We start from the raw sequence: 23,198 nt of genomic DNA, 5'->3' as shown, positions 1-23,198 counted from the left end.
ATCAGAGATGAACATACTTGTATTAGGTGCGACCGGTCTGATAGGCAGCAACGTAGCGGTGGCCTTGCTCCAAAGTGGATACAACGTGATTGCGGTAAGCCGCAACAAACCAACTGCGATGCCCGTTGACCAAAAATCTGCAAAGTCGGCCACAAGCTACCAATGGCGTGAGATTGATTTTGCCGGCATGACGACAGAACAAGCCTGGTTGCCGCATTTAAAAAATATTGATGTTGTCATCAATTGTGTGGGAATTATTCGAGAAGTCAAAGCTGGTGATTTTGATGTGCTGCACCGGGCTGCGCCTATCGCCTTGTTTGCTGCGTGCGAGCGGCTTGGCATCGGTCAGCTTATCCAGGTTTCTGCTTTGGGTAGCAACGCAGATGCCACGACCGGATACTGGCGCAGCAAGGGTGCTGCAGAAGACGATTTGCGGCAACGTCATTTGAATGCCAGCATCCTCCGCCCCTCATTGGTCTATGGCGATAAGGGTGCTAGCAGTCAGCTATTTTTAATGTTGGCGACGTTGCCGATACTGGCGATGCCGCTAGCGCACCGCGCGTTAGTACAACCTATCCATATCGATGATTTGACGGCTGCGATCGTTCAACTGGTGGTGCTAGGTAAAAACGCACCAAAAGAAGTGGCAACAGTAGGGCCGCGTGCAATGAGCATGGCAGAATATCTGACGGCAATCCGTAGTGGCATCCGGGCAGCGCCGGCAATCGTTGTTGACTTACCTTTGCCAGTTGCCAAGGTGGTGGCAAGGATCGCGGCACTGCATCCGACCAGCGCGTTGACGCCAGAGTCACTCGTCATGCTGACCGAGAGCACCGACGGCAGCAATACCGCAGACGACGCAGATATCAGGCAATTATTAGGCTACACACCACGCGATCCGGCACTATTTACCCGACCAGAACAAAAGCTAAACGCGGTAGCCAGTTGGGGCTTGCCTATGCTGCGCTTTGTGATGGCAGGATTGTGGCTATTGACGGCCTATGTGTCCTGGTTTGCCTGGCCGCACCAAGAGAGTTTGCAATGGCTTGCCGCTTGCGGTGTAGCGACCGTGTGGCAGGAGCCAACTTTGCTCGCTGCCAGCCTGACGGATGCGGCATTGGGTCTCGCCTTATTGCTGCGTGACCGCCGATGGTTGTGGCTATTACAGTTAGGATTAGTCGGATCATATACAGCGATCATGAGCATTTTTCTTCCCCACTTTTGGGCACACCCATTTGGTCCTTTGAGCAAAAATCTGCCCTTGCTGGCAATCATGTTCGTCATGTGGCGCATGGCGGGTGAGGATACGGACAAGGATACATATCCAGTCAACGCCACCTCAACACAAAATACAAAATACAAAAACGAGAAAATAGCATGGACTACCTCACCATTAAAACGCTGCATATCCTGTCTGCGACCCTGATGTTTGGCACCGGATTTGGTACCGCGTTCTATCTATTTTTTATTAATCGCAGCGGTAATGTCCAAGCGATCGCTGTGGTGACGCAATGGGTTGTCCGAGCTGATTGGTGGTTCACGACACCTGCAGTGATTATCCAACCACTTTCTGGTTTTTGGATGATACGGCTTGCAGGTTTTCCGCTCGGTTCCAGCTGGATCATCTGGTCATTGGCGCTGTATGTGCTAGCAGCGGTTTGCTGGTTACCCGTAGTTTGCTTGCAGCTAAAAATGCGCAACATGGCAGCGCTGGCAGCAAGCAACAATCTGGCATTGCCAGACCGCTACTGGTTATTTGAAAAAATCTGGACTGCGTTGGGATTCCCGGCATTTGGCGGGTTGCTGGTTGTGTATTGGTTGATGGTGCACAAACCAGTTTAAGACTTTTCTTTTAGCTTTTTTAAGGCCGGCATAATATGACAATTATCGAACGTAGTATCGAAATCAATGCAAAGATCAACTTGGTTTATCAGGTCTCGCAAGACTATGGAGTTCGCTATGAGTGGGACCCATTTCCAGAAAAAATTGCTGTTGTTGACGACGCCGGTGCCGCACTTCAAATAGGGACACAGGTCGAAGTGCATTCCAAATTAGGTATGTCCATGATCGTCGAATTTGTGCAATTGATGCCGCCAGAGCGTGCTGCAGTGACGATGATTAAGGGGCCCTGGTTTTTAGAAAAATTCGCAGGCTCGTGGATCTTCAACCGCACTGGGGATAAGCAGACCCTGGCGCGATTTCGATACACGATCATTGCCAAGCCTGCTTATCTGCGTATCTTGATTGAACCGATAGCAGCACTCTATTTTGCGAGGGTAATACAACATCGCTTATCAGGCTTGAAAACGTTTTGCGAGAAGCAAATAGTCTCAGGTGACAATTCAATCTAATTTATTATCATCACCTGCCCGTCTTCCAAGCTATCTCCGCCAGATCAGCAATCTAATTACTGCATCGCCCGCACTGCAATCGGCACATTGCACAGATCAATATAGCCTGCGGGGACTTTGTACCAGTCGCCACCACGATTACGTTGTGCCTCAACGATGGCTTTAAAGGTTGGCGTATCGGTGCGTATCACCTCCAATTTAGTACGTTCGGCTTCTGGCACATCAGCCGCGATACGGATTGATTTGATCGGCGTCATGGTCTCGGTTTCTTTATAAAACCCCATGGGGCCAGTACCACGGGGTAAGGTGGTCAGCAATTCCATACCCTGCATGACGCGACCAACCAAAGTGATATTTCTGTCCAACTGGCGAGGCGCATGTCCGGTCACTACATACAAGGAGCTGCCGTCACCGCTATTGACCTCGTTATCTCTGCCAACCCCGACGCTAGCGTAACAATGTGCTAGCCAGGCAGTACCGGTTTTAGGATCACGTCCAGCCGGAAAGCCATTTACATGACCAACCTGCGGTGCAAAACCATCTACATCCGGCAAACGAGTGAACGGTAGTTTTTTGTCGTATTTGACAGTGAATTCGGGGTCCAGATTTTTACGGGCGCTCTTCATATCACGCTTGCCCGAAGAGTCCTCCCATTCGACCACATAGTTTTCTTGTGAGCGGACGATATCCATACCGTTGAAAAAACCTTCTCTGACCATGGTTTCAATATTTTTCACATGATTAGGCGCAAAGTCAGGTGCAAGCTCGATCACGACTCGTCCCTTTTCCAGATCCATATACAAGGTATTGTTTGGATCAAGTGGTCGCCAGTCACTGGCAGCAGAGGCTTTAATTACATCTGCTATGGTAGGTTTAGCCACCGCTTTTACAGGCGTAGTTGCGGGTGTAGTGGCAGATGTCTTAGCCAAGGGCTTAGTGTCACTAGCGAGAGCAGTATTGACCCAGGCAACTGATAGCAACAAGCTGGCAGTAGTTAATACGGCACCAGCTAGCTTTGTTTTTTTATAGGCATGCGAAACAGAATTTTGTACAGATGCGTGCATAGCGTGACTCCAAAAGAATAACGAATACTGTGGACTTACCAAGAGAAATTGCCTGTCGAGCCAGATTATTGAAGGTACGCGATAGGTAGAAATTTGTCTAGTGTCTGTGATGTCCAGCAGGCTGCATAGAGTACAAAATGCAACGCGTATTTGCATTGCATTTGAACGAAAAACTGAATGAAGTTGATTGAAAATATTTTCTATAAATGAGCTAAAAATCTGACGCGCTTGTTATGATCAATGTTTAGAAAAAGCATCCCAATTTATGAAACCTACTCGTTCAGGATTTACCTTAATAGAATTGATGGTCGTCGTCGCGATTATTGCTATCTTAGGTGCTGTGGCTTATCCCTCAATTCAATTGCGCGTCATTCGACAGCAAATCGAATCTATTACCCCCCTCACTGATGTCGCAAAAAAACCTATCGCCGCAGCATGGGCATCTACACAAAAAATGCCTGCTGATAATGCCGCTGCCGGTTTGCCGAGTGCCGATAAAATGGTCAGTAATTTTGTGAGTGAGGTGAAAGTACAGGATGGCGCAATCAATATTACCTTCGGCAATCAGGTGAATAATGCGATCAAAGGCAAAGTATTAACGATGCGCCCTGCTGTTGTTGCAGATGCACCCATTGTGCCAGTCACTTGGGTATGCGGCGCAGCAGATGTGCCCGATAAAATGACGGTACTAGGTGTTGATCAAACTACGGTTCCGGCAGGGATGCTGCCACTTAGTTGCCTGAAACGGGTGAAGTAGTGCACGGATCATCATTGGACGCTTCAATAGAAACTTTCAATACATTTCTAATTCCATCTGAATATATAAGCTCATTGTTTTAGCTTTTCACATTGGGCATTTTTGAACGGGCCACCAGCACGCGTCCATCCCTCCCCGGGTGAAGTTTGCGAGCAAATTTCAATCGACTCAATTTTGCTACGCCATTTATACCAATCGGCTGGCGCAGCGATTGCGCTGGCGACTAACAGCATCCCAATTGATAGCAGTGACTTGAATAGATATTTCACTTTGAGTCTCTTTTACCTAAGCCAATTGGAGTAAATATGGGTAGCAATACATCTAGCTTAGCTTAATTTTAGCTATTGCCAAACACATCGCAAGATCATCTTTTGGACAATTTATAAACCAAATTACAAATGCCCATAAAAAAACCTGCCGAAGCAGGTTTTTTAAAAATTTAGTACCAATTATTTTTTAGTACGACGCATTACGCCAAAAGCCAACAGACCTAGACCAAACAAAGCCATTGTTGCTGGTTCTGGTACTGCACCTGCTGCGATCGTTACGTTTTTAATTTGAACAGAGCCATCAAACGAAGCTTGACCTGGCGCATGTGCAAATTCAACTTTTTTGATCAAACTGTCAGAAGTAATGCCATAAAAGCCAGTTGGATTGGTGATAGCCAAAACGGAATTATCACCGAAAGTAATGTATTCGTTGTAACCGGAGTTGATAGACAGATTAACGGAGAAACCATAAACGCCATTAACTGTACCGAAATTAGTTCCAGTCAAATCAATATAGCCAGATCCGTTGCAACCCCAGCAAAGACCTCCACCGGTAATGATATTCCAGTTTTGGAAGCCAGTAGAAACATAGCCGATGTTGCCGATAGAAGCCGCTTTAGCTTGAGCGTTGTTCAAAATTTCAAAATTGCCGCCATTCCAGGTTGCAAAATTATCTGTTTCTGCCTGATTAACTGATTGCAAGAAACTAGCTTGGCTTGCATAGTTAATATAACTTGCGTGCGCGCTGCTGATGGCAACCAGTGCAATTCCGGTGGTCAATACTAAACTTTTTACTAATTTATTCAAAAAACGCATTTTTTTCTTTCTGGAGGTTAGCTAACTTTAAATGTCTTACAATTACCTCAAAGCAATAAACATGCCCAAAAGAAATAATTATTTAAATCAATAACTTAGTCAGGATTATTCTCGAACAAAAAACTAAGTGTAAAATTTTTCGACAAAACTAATACTTAAAGCATGAGATATTCAGCACCCAACGATCGCACGCCTTCGTCATCTCTCTTCAGTCTTTTGTCACCATTGGGTATTTTTTAAACAGATCATTTCTTGAGTCGCTTTATTATTTAATAATTCATATACTCCCCTCTAAAAATACAAAATACGTTGAATTATCCAATGAAAGTATGGACAATAAAAATTTACTCCATGTGAGTATGCTTAAAAATATAGTCATCATCACTCAAACTTGCATGCCCACCTCTACCTCAGCACATCTGTTTTCTCTAAACGACCGTTAAAAATATATTTATACAAATAACGTCTATCCATATGTCAAAACTACATATAAGCAAATAAAGACTAAGTAGTTTGGATTAAGGCTCAGATTCTTTACTATGCTGTTACTTTCAACATGGTGATATGAACGGGGTAGTATGGATTTAGGCTATGTAGCGTCCGGTTTTGCAGTAGGTATTTTGGTAGGGCTGACTGGCGTTGGTGGCGGATCGCTGATGACACCTTTGTTGACTCTGCTGTTTGGCGTGTCACCCACCGTTGCGGTCGGTACCGACTTAGCATTTGCGTCGATTACTAAAGCGACCGGCACTTTTACCCATCGCTTACGTGGCACAGTGGACTGGCATGTGGTGCGCTTGCTGTGTTACGGCGCCCTTCCGGCAGCATTGATTGCTACGCTGAGCCTGAAACATTTTGGCGCTCTGGATAAAGAAATCGGTCAGATTATTCGTTATTCTATTGCCGGTTCGGTGCTGTTGACCGTGGTCGCCTTACTGTTTAAGTCTAAAATGCTGGCATGGCTTAATCGCCATCCAGAGAAGCAATTGCAAGGTACGCAATTGGCTGCGGCGACTATCGTTTCTGGCGTTTTGCTGGGCACCTTGGTAACCGTTTCCTCTATCGGCGCCGGTGCAATTGGCGCGACCTTGCTAGTGATGTTGTACCCACGGATGTCTGCTGCGCACATTGCCGGGACTGACATTGCGTATGCGGTGCCACTGACTGCCATTGCTGCCGTCGGTCACTGGTGGTTAGGATCAATCAACTGGGAGTTGCTGGGCACCTTGTTAATAGGTTCATTGCCTGGCATTACGATAGGCTCCATGGCGGCGCGTGCCGTACCGGAAAAATTTTTGCGTGGACTGTTAGCGACAACCTTAACTATTGTTGCCGCTAAGCTGGTTCTTTAAACTGTAATTTTGAGCGTATTTTTTTAGGACCTCACAATGTATCGCTACGATCAACACGATCATCAAATTATCAAAGAACGTATCGCTCAATACCGCGATCAAGTACGTCGCCGCTTGTCGAACGAATTGACGGAAGAGGAGTTCTTACCGCTACGTTTGCAAAATGGTTTATACATGCAGCGCCATGCCTACATGTTACGTGTAGCTGTACCCTACGGAATGTTGTCTTCTACCCAGATGCGTAAGTTTGCCCACATCGCACGTAAATACGATCGCGGTTATGGCCACTTTACGACACGTCAAAATATCCAGTACAACTGGATCACACTGGAAGAAACGCCGACCATTTTAGAAGAACTGGCATCGGTAGAAATGCACGCCATTCAAACATCCGGTAACTGCATGCGTAATATCACCTCGGATGAATTTGCCGGCGTTGCTGCGGATGAGATCATTGATCCACGTCCTTATGCAGAAATTTTGCGTCAGTGGACGACCTTCCATCCTGAGTTTGCTTATTTACCGCGTAAGTTTAAGATCGCCATCAATGGTTCCTTAGAAGATCGTGCTGCGATTGCGGTGCATGACATCGGCTTAACGGTGGTGCATAACGAGCAAGGTGAAGTCGGTTTTAAAGTTATGGTTGGCGGCGGCATGGGTCGCACACCGATACTTGGCAGCGTGATCCGTGAGTTTTTGCCGTGGCAACACGTGATGACTTACCTGGAAGCGATCCTGCGTATTTATAACCAATACGGTCGCCGTGACAACAAGTACAAAGCGCGCATCAAAATCCTGGTAAAAGCCATCGGCGCTGATATATTTGCCCAGCAAGTGGAAGAGGAATGGGCTGACATCAAGGATGGTCCAGCGACTCTGACAAAAGAAGAATTGCAGCGTGTTGCGTCTTACTTTAGTACGCCCGCCTATGCCACATTGCCTGCAACTGATGCTAGCTATGAACAACATAAGCAGGACAATAAAGCCTTCGCTAATTGGGTAAAACGTAATGTCAAACCACATAAAGTTGCGGGCTATGCAAGCGTAGTCTTGTCTTTGAAAAAGCCAGGCGTACCGCCAGGTGATGCAACTGCGGAGCAAATGGATTTTATGGCGGATCTGGCCGATCGTTATAGCTTCGCCGAACTACGCGTCACACATGAACAAAATATCGTGCTGTCTGATGTGCAGGAATCTGCCTTATTCGCGCTCTGGCAAGAAGCAAAAGCGCATGGACTGGCAACACCGAATATTGGCTTATTGACCGATATGATTTGCTGCCCGGGTGGTGATTTTTGCTCGCTGGCAAATGCAAAATCGATTCCTATTGCTCTCGATATTACAGACCGTTTCGCCGACCTCGATTATCTGCATGACATCGGAGATTTAGAACTCAACATGTCGGGTTGTATTAATGCCTGCGGTCATCACCACATCGGCAATATTGGCATCTTGGGTGTGGACAAAGATGGTAGCGAGTTTTACCAGGTCTCGATTGGTGGTGCGCAGGGCAACAAAGCTGCGATTGGTAAAATCATCGGCCCCTCGTTCTCAGCTGGACAAATGCCAGAAGTAATCGAACGGATTATCCAGGTGTATTTGCGTGATCGTATTGAGAACGAACGTTTTATAGATACAGCTCAGCGTTTAGGTATTGTGCCGTTTAAAGAATATGTCTATGCCACACCGATCAAAACGCTGGAACATTACGGCGAAGATGCTGGTGCGGCAGTGTCGTACTGATCTACTTTAGGACTTATGTAAAATTGTCCCAGCAAGGCGTAGCGACGAAGATAGTACTTTAGTACAGCTAGGAGCTGCAACGCAGTTGGGGCAGTTTTGCGTAAGTCCTATATTTTTGAGAAAGAATTTATATGCGTGCAATAATCAAAGATAAGACCATCGTTCAGGACGACTGGGCAGTATTACGCCTGGCTGAGGGCGAGACGCCAGATGCTGTCGCCATTCCAACGGGCAAAGTCATTGTGCCGCTAAAAGTATGGCAATTGCAACGTGAATCATTGGCTAAACGTCAGCAAGAATCGCAAGATATTGCCATCTGGTTTGGTAGTGATGAACAAGCGAAGGAATTAAAAGAGGATCTATCACTGTTCAAGTTAGTGGCAGTTGATTTTCCTAAATTTTCGGATGGCCGTGGTTACTCGATTGCCTACAATTTAAGATCACGTTTTGGTTTTACAGGTGAAGTACGCGCAATCGGTGATGTGTTACGTGACCAGTTATTTTATATGCAGCGTGTTGGATTTAATGCCTTTGCAACGCGTGAAGATCGCAGTATTCAAGACGCGATCAAAGGTCTGACTGACTTCAGCGAAAAGTATCAGACCTCATGGGATGAGAAGAATCCGCTATTCCGTCGTGAGCATAGAACTACGGAGCAAATATGAGCGATTTTACAAATGAGCTAGCCGATAAATTGTCGGATAAATTGTCAGACACTAAGGCCACGCTACAACGCATCGCTATAGAATTTTCCCCGGCTGTGTTTGCCTCTAGTCTGGCGGCAGAAGACATGGTGCTGACCGATCTGATCTTGCGCAACAAACTTGCCATCGGTATTTTTTCGCTTGAAACAGGTCGCTTGCATGCAGAAACTTTAGGCATGCTAGACAAGATCAAAGAAGTCTATGGCTCTGAGATTCATTTATTTAAGCCCGAACCAGAAGCAGTTGCAAATTACGTTGCGCAAAATGGTTTAAACGCGTTTTACGATAGCGTAGAAATGCGCAAAGAATGCTGCCGTATCCGTAAAGTAGAACCGCTTAATCGCGCATTATCAGGCAATAAAGCATGGGTGACAGGACAGCGCCGTTCTCAAGCAGCAACGCGTACAGAACTCGCTGTACAAGAAGATGATGCGGCGCATGGTATGCAAAAATTTAATCCCTTGGCCGATTGGTCAGAGGAAGATGTCTGGCACTATATTCGCAGTAATAATGTGCCTTATAACCCTTTGCATGACAAAGGCTATCCATCAATTGGTTGTGAGCCGTGTACTCGCGCAATTACGCCTGGGGAGGATGTACGCGCAGGCCGCTGGTGGTGGGAAAATCCTGAATCAAAAGAATGTGGTTTACATGTGGTTGATGGCAAGCTCATCAGAATTAAATCTATTGCCTGAAGATAGATAAATAAACAGTGATAGCTAAGCAGTAGTATTTCAAAAGTCATAGCCCAACAGTCAAAAGAAGATTATGAATACAGTCATGGAAAAACAATTTATCGATGCAGCGAGTAATCGCCATCTGGATTGGCTAGAATCCGAAGCCATCCATATCATGCGTGAAGTCGCTGCTGAGTGCACCAATCCTGCCTTACTATTTTCTGGCGGCAAGGATTCTGTTGTGATGCTGCGTATCGCAGAGAAGGCTTTTCGCCCGGGGAAATTCCCCTTCCCTTTAGTGCATATTGATACTGGTCATAACTTTGCCGAGGTCATCACTTTCCGCGACAAAAAAGTAGCTGAACTGGGTGAGCGATTGATCGTCGGGTCGGTGGAAGAGTCGATCAAACGCGGCACCGTACGATTACGGAATCCCTTAACCGATTCTCGTAATGCAGCCCAGGCTGTGACGCTACTAGAAACCATCGCGGCACATAAATTTGACGCTTGTATGGGCGGTGCGCGCCGTGATGAAGAAAAAGCACGTGCAAAAGAACGGATATTTTCCTTCCGTGACGAGTTCGGCCAATGGAATCCAAAAGCGCAACGACCAGAGTTGTGGGACTTGTATAACACTCGCGTCCATCCTGGCGAAAACATGCGTGTGTTCCCTATTTCTAACTGGACTGAGCTGGATGTCTGGCAATATATCGCACGTGAAAAATTGGAATTGCCATCCATTTATTTTGCTCATGAGCGTCAGGTTATTCCACGTAATGGCTTATTAGTCCCTTTGACAGAGTTGACACCAGCACGCGATGGCGAGACGGTAGAAACACAAGTGGTTCGTTTCCGTACCGTCGGTGATATCTCTTGCACCTGCCCGGTGTCATCCGACGCTGCGACAGTAGATGCCATCATTGCAGAGACAGCGATTACCCAAATCACTGAGCGCGGTGCAACCCGCATGGATGATCAGACATCAGAATCCTCAATGGAAAAACGTAAAAAAGAAGGATATTTCTAATGGCTACTTTGAATACGGCTGTGGCACCCATTTTAGCTGACGCTACCAGAGAACGCGGGCTACTACGCTTCATCACCGCAGGCTCAGTCGATGATGGCAAGAGTACGCTGATTGGTCGCTTACTCTTCGACAGTAAGGGTATTTTTGCTGATCAGTTAGATGCCATGTCACGTGCCAAACATAAACGTACTGTCGGTGACACCATTGACTTATCCTTGCTGACCGATGGCTTAGAAGCTGAGCGTGAACAAGGTATTACGATCGACGTTGCTTATCGTTATTTTGCAACGCCGAAACGCAAGTTCATTATTGCCGATACTCCGGGACATGAGCAATACACGCGCAATATGGTGACAGGTGCATCCACCGCTGACGCTGTGATCATTTTGATTGACGTTTCTAAGGTCAAATTAGGTGATGACGGCAGCGTGGATTTACTCACACAAACCAAACGCCACTCCACTATTGCGCACTTGCTGCAAATCGAACATGTGGTTGTTGCTGTAAATAAAATGGATTTGGTTAATTACGACCAAACTGTTTATGATCGCATCGTCGCTGCCTACCAAACATTCGCTCAGCAATTGGGCCTGAAAGATATTCACCCGATTCCGCTCTCTGCGTTGGCTGGTGATAACGTCGTTACGGCGAGTAATAAGCTGGCTTGGTATCAAGGCCCGACCTTGATTGAGTTACTGGAATCACTCAGCGTGTATGACGATTGCCATGACGAGCCGTTCCGTTTTCCGGTACAACTGGTAGCGCGTCATAACGGTCATGAAGCCAATGATTTCCGTGGCTATATGGGTCGAATCGAAGCTGGGAAAGTCAGCGTCGGTGACAAATTAGTAGTACAGCCTGGCGGACAATCTGCGACCGTCAAAGAGATTTTGACACTGGATGGTTCTTTACCATTTGCGGTGGTTGGTCAGTCTGTGACGATCTTGCTGGACGAGTATCTGGATATTTCACGCGGTGACATGCTGGCCTCTGCTAGTCGCCCCGCAACTCAGCTTAAAACATTGCAAGCCGATTTATGCTGGTTATCAGAAGATGCGATGGATATTGGCCGCAAATATTGGATTAAACATACGACCAAACAAGTAGCGGCAAAGGTAACGGCGATTGATACCTTATTAGATATCAACACGCAGGAGCGACGCACTGCAACAACGCTAAAACTCAATGATATAGCTACCGTCACGATCAACGTGGCGCAGCCATTGGCAGTCGATGCCTACGATGATTTGCGTTCGACTGGTGCGTTTATTTTAATTGATGAAGTGACCCACCAGACAGTGGCGGCTGGTATGATCAAATTAACTGAATCTACAGTCTAAGCTGACAAAACTATTATGCAGAAACCGGGTGGCAAAGTTTATTTAATTGGTGCTGGCCCCGGTGCTGCCGACCTCATTACCGTACGCGGTGCTCGCCTGCTGGCGCAAGCAGAGGTTGTTTTGCATGATGCCCTGGTAACGCCAGAAATGCTGGCACTTTGCCCGCAAGCGGTAAAAATTTCAGTCGGTAAACGTAGTGGCCAACGCTCTGCCGCACAATCGCAAATCAATCAACAAATCCTTGAATGTGCACAGCACTACGGCCTTGTGGTGCGTCTTAAAGGCGGCGATCCTATGTTGTTTGGGCGTGCCGATGAAGAGCTTACGGCTATGGAGCAAGCGGGTATTGAATATGCCATTGTGCCTGGCATCACCACTGCCGTTGCCGCCGCAGCCAGCGCCTGCCAGCCATTAACAAAACGTGGCATCGCCCGCAGCGTTGCATTCTTTACCTCCAGCACAGCACCGGGCGAAACATCAGATACTCGCATACCAGAATGCGATACCTTGATTCAATACATGGGCGGCAAAGAAGCTGCATTAACAGCACAGAGATTGCTGGCTTCAGGCTATCAACCGGACTTACCAGTCGTCGTGATAGAAAATTGCAGTCGTCCAAAAGAGCGTATTTTGCGACTGCAATTAAAAGAATTAGAAGATGGTCTTAGCGATTGCGAAGGCCCGGTACTGGTGATGATAGGTGAAGCGATGAAAAGTAGATCCAGCCAAACTTAGTCCAGAATCTGAGCCTGCCGCTGCCCCTAGCACTAGCCGCACACCCAGTTCAACCACACCTTAAATTACATCGACTTAATGCAGTAGTCACGAATTGCAGCTAACACCATAGCGTCCTCACCGACAGCTTCTGCGACCTTAATCGTCAAGCTAACATAGTCCGATCTTAGCTGATCAAGCAATATCGGCAAATCACGTAAAACATGACCGCCCTGTCCCAAAAAAATAGGCACGATGCTTATTTCTGTAATGTCATTATCGACCATCTGCTTGACCAAATCTGGCAAGCTCGGCGTCATAAATTCTAGAAACGCCAAGGCAACCGTGACATCGGGCAAACTGACCTGAGTCATTTGCTGCAAGCGTTGAAAAGGTGCTGCCCAACGTGGATCACGTGCACCATGCGCGAATAAAATCTGGGCTTTTTTTATTACTTTCGTCATATCAACTTCTCTCAACTCGCCAAAGGGCTGCCATCGCCATCAATAAAAATAAAACACTGGGGACTAATGCAGTCACTGGAGCTGGCCAGGTATTTAATAGTCCGACATGTGAAAACAGGCTATTGGTCAGATAAAAAACCATACCAATCATAATGCCGCTAAATATCTTCAGACTAACGCCACCGCTACGCGCATGCAAATAAGCAAACGGGAGAGCCAGCGCCATCATGACAAGAATCGCAAATGGGTAAGTCACTTTTTTCCAGAACGCGATTTCATAACGTTTTGTGCCTTGCTTATTGTCGGACAAATGTTTGGTATAAGCAGACAAATCGTAGGCAGACATGCGGTCTGGATCAACCAGCAAGACCGATAAAATATCTGGCGTGATTTCTGATGTTACATCCATGCTTGCACGCTTAACAGTCGATACGCTAGAGATATCCTGCATAGACAAACTCTTGGGGAAAGAGGTCTCACTGACGTTTTTCACCCGCCAGACATTAGCACCCATATATTCCGCTTCTTCAGCGACTACTTCTTTGGTCAGGTGAAACTGCTGATCAAACTCAAATACTTTAACCCCAAGCAATTGGCCTCTAGGAAGAACTTCTTTCACATTCAAAAATCGGGATCCGACAATATTGCCGGTCAATCCATGTTCACGAATCAAATCTTTAGTCCATAAACCGGATCGAAACTCCTGAGTGACCGCAGCACCAAGTGCGCTGAGTTTGACTTTTTCGGCTAATTTGGTCGTTACCGGAGAGATAAATTCACCGAATATAAATGTTACAACTACAAATACCAAACCAATTTTTGCCAGCATCGTACCCGCCATTACCGTTGACATACTGGCAGCGCGCATGATGGTAAATTCAGAATTCGAGGCAAACTGTGACAATACATAAATTGTCCCGATCAATACTGCGATTGGCATAAATTCATACAAGTAGCCAGGCAAACCCAGCACAACATAAAACAAAGCCTGTGGTAAGCGATAACCCGTTTTATTAATCGATTGCAGCTCTCCCATCAAATCGAAAAAAGCGAATAAGGATAGCAGGGCGAGCATGACGAATAACACGGCCCGGATAATTTCTGCGCCAAAATAACGTTGTAGTACTCTCATGACATGCACTTCTTTTTATTATTATCTCTACGCAAAGCGCATTTAAATTTAGACCAGAGTACCAGCGGATGGGCATTACTGTTGACGTATAAGCGCCATGAAAATAAAAATGCAACCAAGATTAATGTCAGCAAATGAACCGGCCACCAAGCCTGATTAAAACCAAAACGTCCCTGTACTACTGACGCTTGCATGATATTGATAAAGTTGAGATACATAATGACCAGTAACAGAGCGACGATGACATTTGCTGATCGCCCTACCCTAGGATTAACAAAGCCTAAAGGTATGGCTAACAGCAATAACACCACGCACATCAGCGGCAAGGAGACCCTCCACAACAGCTCACCCTGGTTAAAACTATTGGGGTCTTCTAATAACTGTTGCAGAGAAAGTGACTTGGCTGACTTATCACCAGCTTCAGCTTTCGTTTGTCCCGATACTAAAACGCCATATCGCTCAAACTGCATCATCTGAAAATCTGGCTCAGTTGCCAGACCATCGTAACGCCGACCTTGACTCATCACCAAAAACTTATCCCCTTTGGAGTCAATTTCTACTTTCCCTTCTTTGGCGACCACAATACTGGAGCGTCCATTTTTGAAGGTATTAATAAAAATATTCTGTACTTTGCTTAAATCGCCAGCAACTTCTTCTACAAAAAAGATCCTGTCTGTCGATGCAGATTCCTGGAACTTACCTGGCGCTACTTTGGCAATGTCTTCACGTTTTTCATACCGCTCTTTAAGCTCAGTACTTTGGCGATTCGCCCATGGCGTTGCGATAAAACTGAGCAACGTAGTCAACACAACGATGGGAGCACCGAAACGCAATACCGGTGCAATCCATTTCGTCAAACTCACGCCAGAGGCAAACCAGACCACCATTTCTGAGTCTTGATAAGTTCGCGTGACCACCATTAACACTGAAATGAAACTAGTTAAAATTAATAAAATCGGAAGATACTGCAAAGCGGAGAAGCCGATCAACTGGATGACATCCGAGGACGCTACTTTGCCGCCCGCAGCCAATCCAAGTATCTTGATCAGCATCCAGGTAACGGTAATAGTAAAGAGAATGGTGAAGACAGCGCCTGCGGCACTGAGTAATTCACGTCGAAGCGCGCGCTGAAAAATCATGGAGGGTTATAATATCGTTTTTACGAGACTTACAAAGAGGAGTAATACGTGGACTTTAGCATAAAAACATTCGACGCCAAAAGCACTGTGAATGCCACCAAAACTGGCTGCGTAGTTGTAGGCGTATTCGAAAACAAAAAATTATCCGCCTCAGCTTCCGCATTAGATAGCAAAGGCGACATCGCTGCTGCACTCAAATCCGGTGACATCACAGGCAAAATCGGCTCATCATTATTACTGCGCAATGTTGCCAACGTCTCAGCAGAACGTGTTTTACTAGTTGGTTTAGGCGAAGAAGCCGCCACCATATCAGAAAAAGCGTTCACGCAGGCAGTCAATGCCGCTGCACGTGCTTTGGCAAATCTAGGCGCAAATGACGCAACACTAGCTCTGCCATCAGTCAAAGAGCGTGACACTGCTTGGGTAATACGCACTGCTGTACTCGCTTTCCACGAATCGATTTTCCGTGCTGACGGCCTCAAAAGCAAAAAAGATACGACAAGCACTGGCGTTAAAAAAGTCGCTTTCGGCGTTGATGCAGCAGAAGCAACTGCTGCAAAAAATGCCCTGGCACAAAGCATTGCGCTGGCAAACGGCATGGATTTAACCAAAGAATTGGGGAATTTGCCTCCCAACATCTGCACGCCAACTTATCTTGCAACGACAGCGAAAAAAATCGCTACCGATTACAAAATGGGCATAGAAGTATTAGATCGCAAGCAATTGCAAGCGCTCAAAATGAATAGCTTTCTGTCAGTCACCAATGGCTCTGTCGAACCACCAAAGTTCATCGTGTTAAAACACATGGGCGGCAAAGCCAAAGATGCGCCAACCGTGCTGGTCGGTAAAGGTATTACATTTGACTCCGGCGGTATCTCGCTCAAAGGCGGCGCCGGTATGGATGAAATGAAATACGACATGGGTGGTGCGGCCTCTGTCCTCGGTACTATGCGTGCGATTGGCGAAATGAAGTTGAAGCTGAATGTCGTCGCAGTCATCCCAACTTGCGAAAATATGCCTTCTGGCAGTGCCACACGTCCGGGCGATATCGTTACATCCATGTCTGGTCAAACGATAGAAATTTTGAACACAGATGCAGAAGGTCGTCTGATTTTGTGCGACGCACTGACTTACACCGAGCGTTTCAAACCATCCGCCGTAGTTGACGTCGCAACACTGACCGGCGCTTGCGTCACGTCTTTAGGTCATCACAACACTGGCTTGTTCACACGCCATGACGCGGCACATGATGCGCTGGCGACTGAATTGCTGACCGCTGGTAAACAAACCGGTGATACCGCATGGCGTATGCCGATTGAAGAAGCTTATAACGAGCAACTGAAATCAAATTTTGCTGATATGGCGAATATCGGTGGTCCGGCTGGCGGCAGTATTACTGCAGCATGCTTCCTTGAACGCTTCACCAAGAAATATACTTGGGCGCATCTGGATATCGCTGGTACAGCATGGAAATCAGGTGCAGCCAAAGGCTCTACTGGTCGCCCAGTTCCTCTGCTGACAATGTTCTTAATCAATCGTGCTGGCTAAATCCGTCGGAGTTTGAAGGGAGTTCGTTGAGAAAACAACGCCTTCCCTAGTTTGAACGAAAATACGAAAAGCGTGCCTTGCCTTAGCATTGCACGCTTTTTATTTAGTATTTTATTTTGCACTTTATTTTGTACTTAAGGTCTTCGTTAAACTTAGCGTTTTTCGACTCATTAATAACTCTGTAGTCAGACAACGTCAACATTACGCCAACCACACCAACCACCTAACCTTGTAGCAGGATATCCATCATGAAATTAGTCACCTGGAATGTTAACTCCCTTAAGGTTCGCTTACCGCAAGTATTAACCTGGCTAGAGAGCAATCCCGTCGATGTCGTCTGCGTGCAAGAAACCAAACTCACGGATGATAAATTTCCGCAGGCGGAGATTGAGGCTGCGGGTTATCACGTGGCTTTTACTGGACAAAAAACCTACAACGGTGTCGCCATCATCTCGCGCCATGCGATGAGTGATGTGCAGAAAAACAATCCGCTGTTCCCTGATGAGCAACAACGCATCATTGCCGCCACGATCGAAGGGATACGCATCGTTTGTGCTTATGTGCCGAACGGACAGGCGCTGGACTCGGAGAAATATCCCTACAAATTAAGCTGGCTCGCCGCACTGCATCAATGGATACAACAAGAGCTACAACAATATCCTCAATTAGCCCTACTGGGTGACTACAACATTGCCCCCGAAGATAGGGACGTGCATGATCCCGCTGCCTGGGAAGGGATGAATTTAGTCTCTCCACCGGAGCGCGCCGCGTTGCAAGCATTGATTGATCTGGGTCTGAAAGACAGTTTCAGAATGTTTGAACAGGCAGATAAATCTTTTAGCTGGTGGGATTATCGCCAGTTGGGTTTCCGCTTGAACAAAGGTGTGCGTATCGACCATATTCTGTTGTCGGCGCCGCTGGCAGCACGTTGCACCGCTTGCGTCATCGACAAAGTACCGCGTAAATGGGAGCAACCATCTGACCACGCACCGGTGATTGCAACCCTGGATTAAGGATTTGAGCTGATGAAGGATGCGCTTTTCAAGATAGTTTTGACGCGAGTTTGTTGTAAATACGGCGCTCATGGCAAGCCGGGCAACGAAGAACCTCAAAAATGACCAGAAATGCGCCGTCAGCAATCAAACGGCACCTCTCGTGCATCTAAAGGAAAATCTTGGCTTAATATATACTCCTAATTAGTATAGCTAGAGTGTCCATATAATCATTGGACGATATGACATATTCCAAAAAAATATAGGGGAGTATATAAAAATAATGTCGAATTTACGCCTGCAAAAGTAAATCCTGGTCGGAAATAAATCACTGAAGAATGATTCCCGACTTATACGAATATCAGCTTGGCCACCGACTCGACTCAACATTCTTTCGCCCCGCTCATCTTGCTCAATTTCCATTGGAACCACGTTTCTTGCAGTCTGTCGCAAGTGAATTGAGCATCGCCAACTGCTTGCCTATCATGCACTCATTGCATCAACACAGAAGATGTTGATGTTCTTAACGATTTTTTAAGGGTGCCATCATGACAAACTCCACACGCAACTACCTCGTCACTTTTAGCGTTTTAGCGACGATCCTGGCTCTGATCTGCGCTACCTATTTTTCAATGGATTCCTCGTCAATCATGATCGATGGCGAATCCGTACACGGTTTTGCAGGGGTTGGCATAGCGGCAGGCGGCGTCATGATTGGGCTACTGGCGGTGGTTTTTGCCATTGGCATTACAGGCGTCGTACTGGCGGGTGTGTCGATATTTTTGGTGTTGTTATTTGCAGTGATTGCTGGTGCGATCCTATTGGCAATTCTTCCTGCCTTATTGCCCATACTGATCGTGATCGCCATCGTCACTCTGATCGTGAGAAAAAAATCGCCCTGATTAAAAAGTAGCTAAATCAAAAGTGTTGATAAATAAAAAATGCCGATAAAGATCGGCATTTTTTATTTCAGTCTACAAAACATCAGCGCTGCAAACTCTCCCACACTTTCTGCAAGCGCTTAACTGACACAGGCATCGGTGTACGCAACTCTTGGGCGAATAGAGAGACTCTCAACTCCTCTAGCAACCAACGGAACTCAGTCAATTTTGGATCAGCATCTGCACCGGATTTACGCGGCATTCTTTGCCACGGTTGGGCGACACTATTCCATTCGGCCAGCAATTTGGCATCACGTGCCGGGTCAGCCCGCAACTTTTCTAAGCGCACCGTAATCGCTTTCAGATAGCGTGGAAAATGCGATAACTGCGTGAAGTCATTCTCAGCAATAAAGCGCTTACCGATCAGTTGTTGTAACTGGGTTTGCAAATCCCGCTCGGCAAGCGCATGCGCTTTAATGCCCTGCAATTTTTTTGGTAAGCCGTGATATTCCGCCAAAATCAGTGCGGCAAGTCTGGCGATTTCATTGGCGAGTAAATTCAAACGCCCTTTGCCCTCTTCTCTGCGCTTATTAAACTCGCCAGAATTACTCGGTAAAGGATGCTGTAAACAAGCACGCTCAATCGCGGTCTGAATGATCTGATCACGCAACTCCTCTTGCGAACCAAAGACCATAAACTGCATGCCCATTTGCTGCAAACCCGGGATATTTTTTTCCAGAAATTTGACTTGCTCTTTCAATTGCAAAGCGAACAGACGCCGCATGCCTATGCGATGTACGCGTGCCGCTTCATCAGGATCATCAAAGACCTCGATATGGCAATGCGTGAGCTTATCAACCAGCGCCGGATAACCAATCAAGGTTTGCTTACCTTGCTGGACTTCAAGCAATTCTGGTAGCTCATCAAAAGTCCAGGCGGTCAGATTCTCTTGTAACTTTGCTTGCTGTACCGTGCTAGCTTTTGCCGTTGACGTCGCGGACAATACTTGAGTACGGCTCGCTGCAGCATGAGTATTAGGAGCAGCGACCGCCTTCACATTAGACGTATTGCTACTGGACTCCAGCAAGGCTAATTTTTCAGCAGAAGCAATTCGCTGAAAACTCTCCCTGGCTTGGCCGCCAAACTCGGCGCGCAAGGTCGATAGATTACGTCCCATTTCTAACTGACGACCATGCTCATCAACCACCTTAAAGTTCATGGTTAAATGAACCGGCAGAGTCTCAGACTTAAAATCCGTCGTTTTACACAGCAAACCTGTTTGCTCACGGATATCGGCGATTACTACGTCGATTAAATTACCGGTACCAAACTCATTGCGGTCACAAAAACCCGCTGCATAATCTGGCAGCGGCACACAATGACGGCGAATTTTTTGCGGCAAAGACTTGATCAGTAAATGCACTTTTTCTTTGAGCATCCCGGGCACCAGCCATTCGCTACGCTCCGCAGATACTTGATTCAGTGAGAACAAGGGCACGCTTAACGTAACGCCGTCACGCGGGCTACGTGGTTCAAAGTGATAACTGAGTTGCAGCGCAACGCCAGTCACTTGCATCGTTTTAGGAAATAAATCGGTCGTGATACCGGCCGCCTCGTGGCGCATCAGTTCGTCTTTATTCAGGTAGAGCAGCTTGGGATTTTCCCTCACTGCGTCCTTATGCCATTGCTCCAGCAATACCGCGTTGTACACACCGGCAGGAATATATTTATCGTAGAACGCTGCGATCAACTCGTCATCCACCAATACATCCAGACGGCGGGATTTATGTTCGAGATTTTCAATCTCGCGCACTAGCTTTTGGTTGTGTGCAAAGAAAGGTAAACGGGTATCCAGCTCGCCACCGACCAGCGCATCACGGATAAAAATTTCACGTGCCTCGGTGGGATGTGTCAAACCATATTGAATACGGCGCTGGCTATACACCACTAAGCCGTACAAAGTTGCCCGCTCGAACGCAGAAACTTGTCCAGTACGTTTTTCCCAACGAGGTTCACCGTAGGATTTTTTTAATAAATGGCCACCAATTTTTTCCAGCCATTCCGGCTGCAACTGGGCGATGCAGCGGCCATACAAACGCGTGGTGTCGACCAGCTCTGCCGCCATCACCCAACGCCCTGCCTTCTTCGCTAAAGTAGAACCCGGCCAGATATAAAACTTGATGCCGCGTGCACCCAGATAATGTGCCTCTTCATCCGACTTGTAGCCGATATTACCAAGCAGACCAGTCAGCAGCGCCATGTATAATTGTTCATACGTCGCTGGCGCTTCATTCATGCGCCATGCCTGCTCTTTTACAATCGTCAGTAATTGACTATGGACATCGCGCCACTCCCGCAACCGCATTTGCGAGAGAAAGTTCGCGCGGCAATTATCTTGTAACTGACGATTGGTTTTTTTGTGCTCTATCGCGTCTTCAAACCATTTCCAGATTTTGAGATACGAATTAAATTCTGATTTTTCATCCGCGAATTTCTTGTGAGCGAGATCCGCAGCAGCTTGTGCCTCCATCGGACGATCACGCGGGTCTTGTACCGATAAGGCGGCTGCAATAATCAGCACTTCGCTCAACGCATGATTATCACGCGCTGCCAGAATCATGCGTCCGACGCGAGGATCAAGCGGCAATTTAGCCAGTTGCTTACCGGTAGGCGTGAGCTGATTGCCCTCATCCATCGCGCCTAATTCTTGCAGCAACTGATAGCCATCCGCAATGGCACGACCGGGTGGCGGCTCGATAAACGGAAAGGTTTCAACATCGGTCAAATGCAGAGACTTCATCCGCAGGATAACGGCAGCCAAGGACGAGCGCAGAATTTCTGGCTCTGTAAATTTTGGTCGCTGAATATAATCGGTCTCTTCATACAAACGTATGCAAACGCCCGCAGCGACACGGCCACAACGACCAGCGCGCTGATTCGCCGCAGACTGAGCGACTGGTTCGATCTGTAATTGCTCGACCTTATTACGATAGCTATAGCGTTTGACGCGTGCCAGACCGGTATCAACTACATAACGAATGCCAGGTACTGTCAGCGATGTCTCTGCGACGTTCGTCGCTAGCACGATGCGTCGCGCATTGCTAACCTTAAATACGCGCTCTTGCTCTTGCGCCGACAGACGAGCGAATAGTGGCAAAATTTCTACGTGATCTGGATGATGTTTGCGCAAGGCTTCTGCAGCGTCGCGGATCTCGCGCTCACCCGGCAGAAACACCAGTACATCGCCAGAACCAACCCGACATAATTCATCGACTGCATCCGTAATCGCCGTCATCAGGTCGCGTTCTTTATCCTTTTCATCTTCTTGCACCGGACGATAACGCACCTCAACCGGATACAGGCGGCCAGACACTTCAATCACCGGTGCTGGTTTAGGCTCCGGTCCGGCCGGATTGGCAGAATCGTCAGCAAAGTGATTGGCAAAGCGCTGTGCATCAATCGTCGCCGACGTGATAATGATTTTCAGATCACGGCGCTTGGGTAGTAGCTGCTTGAGATAACCAAGCAGAAAATCGATGTTCAGGCTGCGCTCATGCGCTTCATCGATGATGATCGTGTCGTATTGCCTGAGCAGCGGATCGGTCTGCGTCTCAGCCAGCAAAATACCATCCGTCATCAGTTTGACATAGGCCCCCTTGGTCAATGTGTCCGTAAAACGTACCTTGAAGCCAACATGCTCGCCCAGTGGCGAATTTAACTCTTGCGCAATCCGTTTGGCGGTCGATGAGGCCGCAATACGACGTGGCTGAGTGTGGCCGATCAAGCCTTTTAAGCCACGCCCCAGCTCCAGACAAATCTTCGGCAACTGTGTAGTCTTACCTGATCCGGTTTCACCACAGACAATAATGACCTGATGCTTTTGCAAAGCCTCGGCGATTTCGGCACGCTTACCCGACACCGGTAACTCTTCGGGATAAGTGATGATCGGGGGCGGGTTACGGAACGGTAGCACTTGCTCCCGCACGGTCGTTGTCCCACCCTGTCTAGTTTTAGCAGGCGGAGCAATCCCTCGATGATCTGAAGTAGTTGGGTGATTTTGCGCAGGCTGGACTGCCTTTGGTGGCGGCACAACGGGGATTTTAACCGCGTCCGGCTTCACTTCTAGCTTCACTTGTTGAGCCTGACGCAGGCTATCACGCAATTGACGTAAATCAGTCGTGGCTTTTTTGGGAGAATTTTTGGATGAATTATTAGCAGACATAGCGGA

21 protein-coding genes are annotated in these 23,198 nt (G+C 47.2%); 14 read left to right on the top strand and 7 right to left on the bottom strand.

The features are described from left to right. Positions 1–7: 7 nt before the first annotated feature. The 3 genes from AAKU64_RS07860 to AAKU64_RS07850 are packed head-to-tail and all read left to right on the top strand — an operon-like array spanning position 8 to position 2,351. Positions 8–1,426, top strand: coding sequence for an NAD(P)H-binding protein (locus tag AAKU64_RS07860; protein ID WP_354334851.1), 1,419 nt, complete (start codon positions 8–10; stop codon positions 1,424–1,426). After that, entirely contained in the window at positions 1,378–1,842 is a 465-nt protein-coding gene (locus AAKU64_RS07855; protein ID WP_354334849.1) for a DUF2269 family protein, read from the top strand. Before AAKU64_RS07860 ends, AAKU64_RS07855 begins: the two co-directional genes overlap by 49 nt. Positions 1,843–1,877: 35 nt before the next feature. Beyond that, on the top strand, positions 1,878–2,351 hold the full coding sequence (locus AAKU64_RS07850; protein ID WP_354334847.1) for an SRPBCC family protein: 474 nt from the start codon (positions 1,878–1,880) through the stop codon (positions 2,349–2,351). Positions 2,352–2,407: 56 nt separating this feature from the next. Here the strand turns inward: AAKU64_RS07850 and AAKU64_RS07845 are convergent, their stop codons facing one another. Next, on the bottom strand, positions 2,408–3,415 hold the full coding sequence (locus AAKU64_RS07845) for a peptidylprolyl isomerase (RefSeq protein WP_354334845.1): 1,008 nt from the start codon (positions 3,413–3,415) through the stop codon (positions 2,408–2,410). Positions 3,416–3,680: 265 nt separating this feature from the next. Between AAKU64_RS07845 and AAKU64_RS07840 the strand changes: the two genes are divergently transcribed. Then, positions 3,681–4,172: a pilin gene (locus AAKU64_RS07840; RefSeq protein ID WP_354334843.1), complete on the top strand. Its 492-nt coding sequence runs from the start codon at positions 3,681–3,683 to the stop codon at positions 4,170–4,172. A gap of 71 nt (positions 4,173–4,243) precedes the next feature. Here AAKU64_RS07840 and AAKU64_RS07835 read toward each other — a convergent pair whose 3' ends face one another. Then, positions 4,244–4,441 carry a hypothetical protein gene (locus tag AAKU64_RS07835; RefSeq protein WP_354334841.1) on the bottom strand — a complete coding sequence of 66 codons (198 nt, stop codon included), beginning with the start codon at positions 4,439–4,441 and terminating at the stop codon, positions 4,244–4,246. A 180-nt stretch (positions 4,442–4,621) separates the two neighbouring features. Continuing rightward, positions 4,622–5,257 (bottom strand): PEP-CTERM sorting domain-containing protein, encoded by a 636-nt coding sequence (locus tag AAKU64_RS07830; RefSeq protein WP_354361963.1) that lies wholly within the window; start codon positions 5,255–5,257, stop codon positions 4,622–4,624. A 578-nt stretch (positions 5,258–5,835) separates the two neighbouring features. Here AAKU64_RS07830 and AAKU64_RS07825 point away from each other — a divergent pair. The 7 genes from AAKU64_RS07825 (at position 5,836) to cobA (ending at position 12,835) form a co-directional block, all read left to right on the top strand. After that, entirely contained in the window at positions 5,836–6,609 is a 774-nt protein-coding gene (locus AAKU64_RS07825; protein ID WP_322119648.1) for a sulfite exporter TauE/SafE family protein, read from the top strand. Positions 6,610–6,645: 36 nt separating this feature from the next. Next, complete coding sequence (locus AAKU64_RS07820) at positions 6,646–8,352, top strand: nitrite/sulfite reductase (protein ID WP_354331609.1); 1,707 nt, start codon at positions 6,646–6,648, stop codon at positions 8,350–8,352. A gap of 131 nt (positions 8,353–8,483) precedes the next feature. Beyond that, complete coding sequence (locus AAKU64_RS07815) at positions 8,484–9,017, top strand: DUF934 domain-containing protein (RefSeq protein ID WP_354331611.1); 534 nt, start codon at positions 8,484–8,486, stop codon at positions 9,015–9,017. Continuing rightward, positions 9,014–9,751 carry a phosphoadenylyl-sulfate reductase gene (locus tag AAKU64_RS07810; protein WP_354331613.1) on the top strand — a complete coding sequence of 246 codons (738 nt, stop codon included), beginning with the start codon at positions 9,014–9,016 and terminating at the stop codon, positions 9,749–9,751. Before AAKU64_RS07815 ends, AAKU64_RS07810 begins: the two co-directional genes overlap by 4 nt. 73 nt (positions 9,752–9,824) lie before the next feature. Next, the gene (gene cysD, locus AAKU64_RS07805) at positions 9,825–10,760 is read left to right on the top strand and encodes a sulfate adenylyltransferase subunit CysD (protein WP_354331615.1); all 936 of its coding nucleotides are present in this window, start codon (positions 9,825–9,827) and stop codon (positions 10,758–10,760) included. After that, a complete protein-coding gene (locus tag AAKU64_RS07800) occupies positions 10,760–12,100 on the top strand; it encodes a sulfate adenylyltransferase subunit 1 (protein ID WP_354331617.1) in 1,341 nt (446 codons plus the stop codon). Before cysD ends, AAKU64_RS07800 begins: the two co-directional genes overlap by 1 nt. Before the next feature lie 15 nt (positions 12,101–12,115). Next, positions 12,116–12,835: a uroporphyrinogen-III C-methyltransferase gene (gene cobA / locus AAKU64_RS07795; protein WP_354331619.1), complete on the top strand. Its 720-nt coding sequence runs from the start codon at positions 12,116–12,118 to the stop codon at positions 12,833–12,835. A gap of 65 nt (positions 12,836–12,900) precedes the next feature. Here cobA and AAKU64_RS07790 read toward each other — a convergent pair whose 3' ends face one another. Genes AAKU64_RS07790 through lptF form a run of 3 tightly spaced genes read right to left on the bottom strand, consistent with a single transcriptional unit; the run spans position 12,901 to position 15,549 of the window. Then, positions 12,901–13,278 (bottom strand): sirohydrochlorin chelatase, encoded by a 378-nt coding sequence (locus AAKU64_RS07790; protein ID WP_354331621.1) that lies wholly within the window; start codon positions 13,276–13,278, stop codon positions 12,901–12,903. 1 nt (position 13,279) lies between these two features. Next, complete coding sequence (lptG, locus tag AAKU64_RS07785) at positions 13,280–14,410, bottom strand: LPS export ABC transporter permease LptG (protein ID WP_354331623.1); 1,131 nt, start codon at positions 14,408–14,410, stop codon at positions 13,280–13,282. Continuing rightward, on the bottom strand, positions 14,407–15,549 hold the full coding sequence (lptF, locus tag AAKU64_RS07780) for an LPS export ABC transporter permease LptF (RefSeq protein ID WP_354331624.1): 1,143 nt from the start codon (positions 15,547–15,549) through the stop codon (positions 14,407–14,409). The genes lptG and lptF overlap by 4 nt, the downstream gene beginning before the upstream one ends. A gap of 48 nt (positions 15,550–15,597) precedes the next feature. Between lptF and AAKU64_RS07775 the strand changes: the two genes are divergently transcribed. The 3 genes from AAKU64_RS07775 (at position 15,598) to AAKU64_RS07765 (ending at position 18,991) form a co-directional block, all read left to right on the top strand. After that, positions 15,598–17,097, top strand: coding sequence for a leucyl aminopeptidase (locus AAKU64_RS07775; protein ID WP_354331626.1), 1,500 nt, complete (start codon positions 15,598–15,600; stop codon positions 17,095–17,097). A 248-nt stretch (positions 17,098–17,345) separates the two neighbouring features. Further along, a complete protein-coding gene (gene xth / locus AAKU64_RS07770; RefSeq protein WP_354331628.1) occupies positions 17,346–18,110 on the top strand; it encodes an exodeoxyribonuclease III in 765 nt (254 codons plus the stop codon). A 527-nt stretch (positions 18,111–18,637) separates the two neighbouring features. Next, positions 18,638–18,991, top strand: coding sequence for a hypothetical protein (locus tag AAKU64_RS07765; RefSeq protein WP_354331630.1), 354 nt, complete (start codon positions 18,638–18,640; stop codon positions 18,989–18,991). Positions 18,992–19,073: 82 nt separating this feature from the next. On the opposite strand, the gene hrpA is transcribed toward AAKU64_RS07765, so the two are convergent. Continuing rightward, complete coding sequence (gene hrpA / locus AAKU64_RS07760) at positions 19,074–23,192, bottom strand: ATP-dependent RNA helicase HrpA (protein WP_354331632.1); 4,119 nt, start codon at positions 23,190–23,192, stop codon at positions 19,074–19,076. Positions 23,193–23,198 lie beyond the last annotated feature (6 nt).

Origin of the sequence: Undibacterium sp. GrIS 1.8 (assembly GCF_040544445.1) — a bacterium.
Taxonomy (GTDB): domain Bacteria; phylum Pseudomonadota; class Gammaproteobacteria; order Burkholderiales; family Burkholderiaceae_D; genus Undibacterium.
Note: the sequence above shows the minus strand (reverse complement) of the source record. Positions and strands in the feature narration are given on the sequence as shown.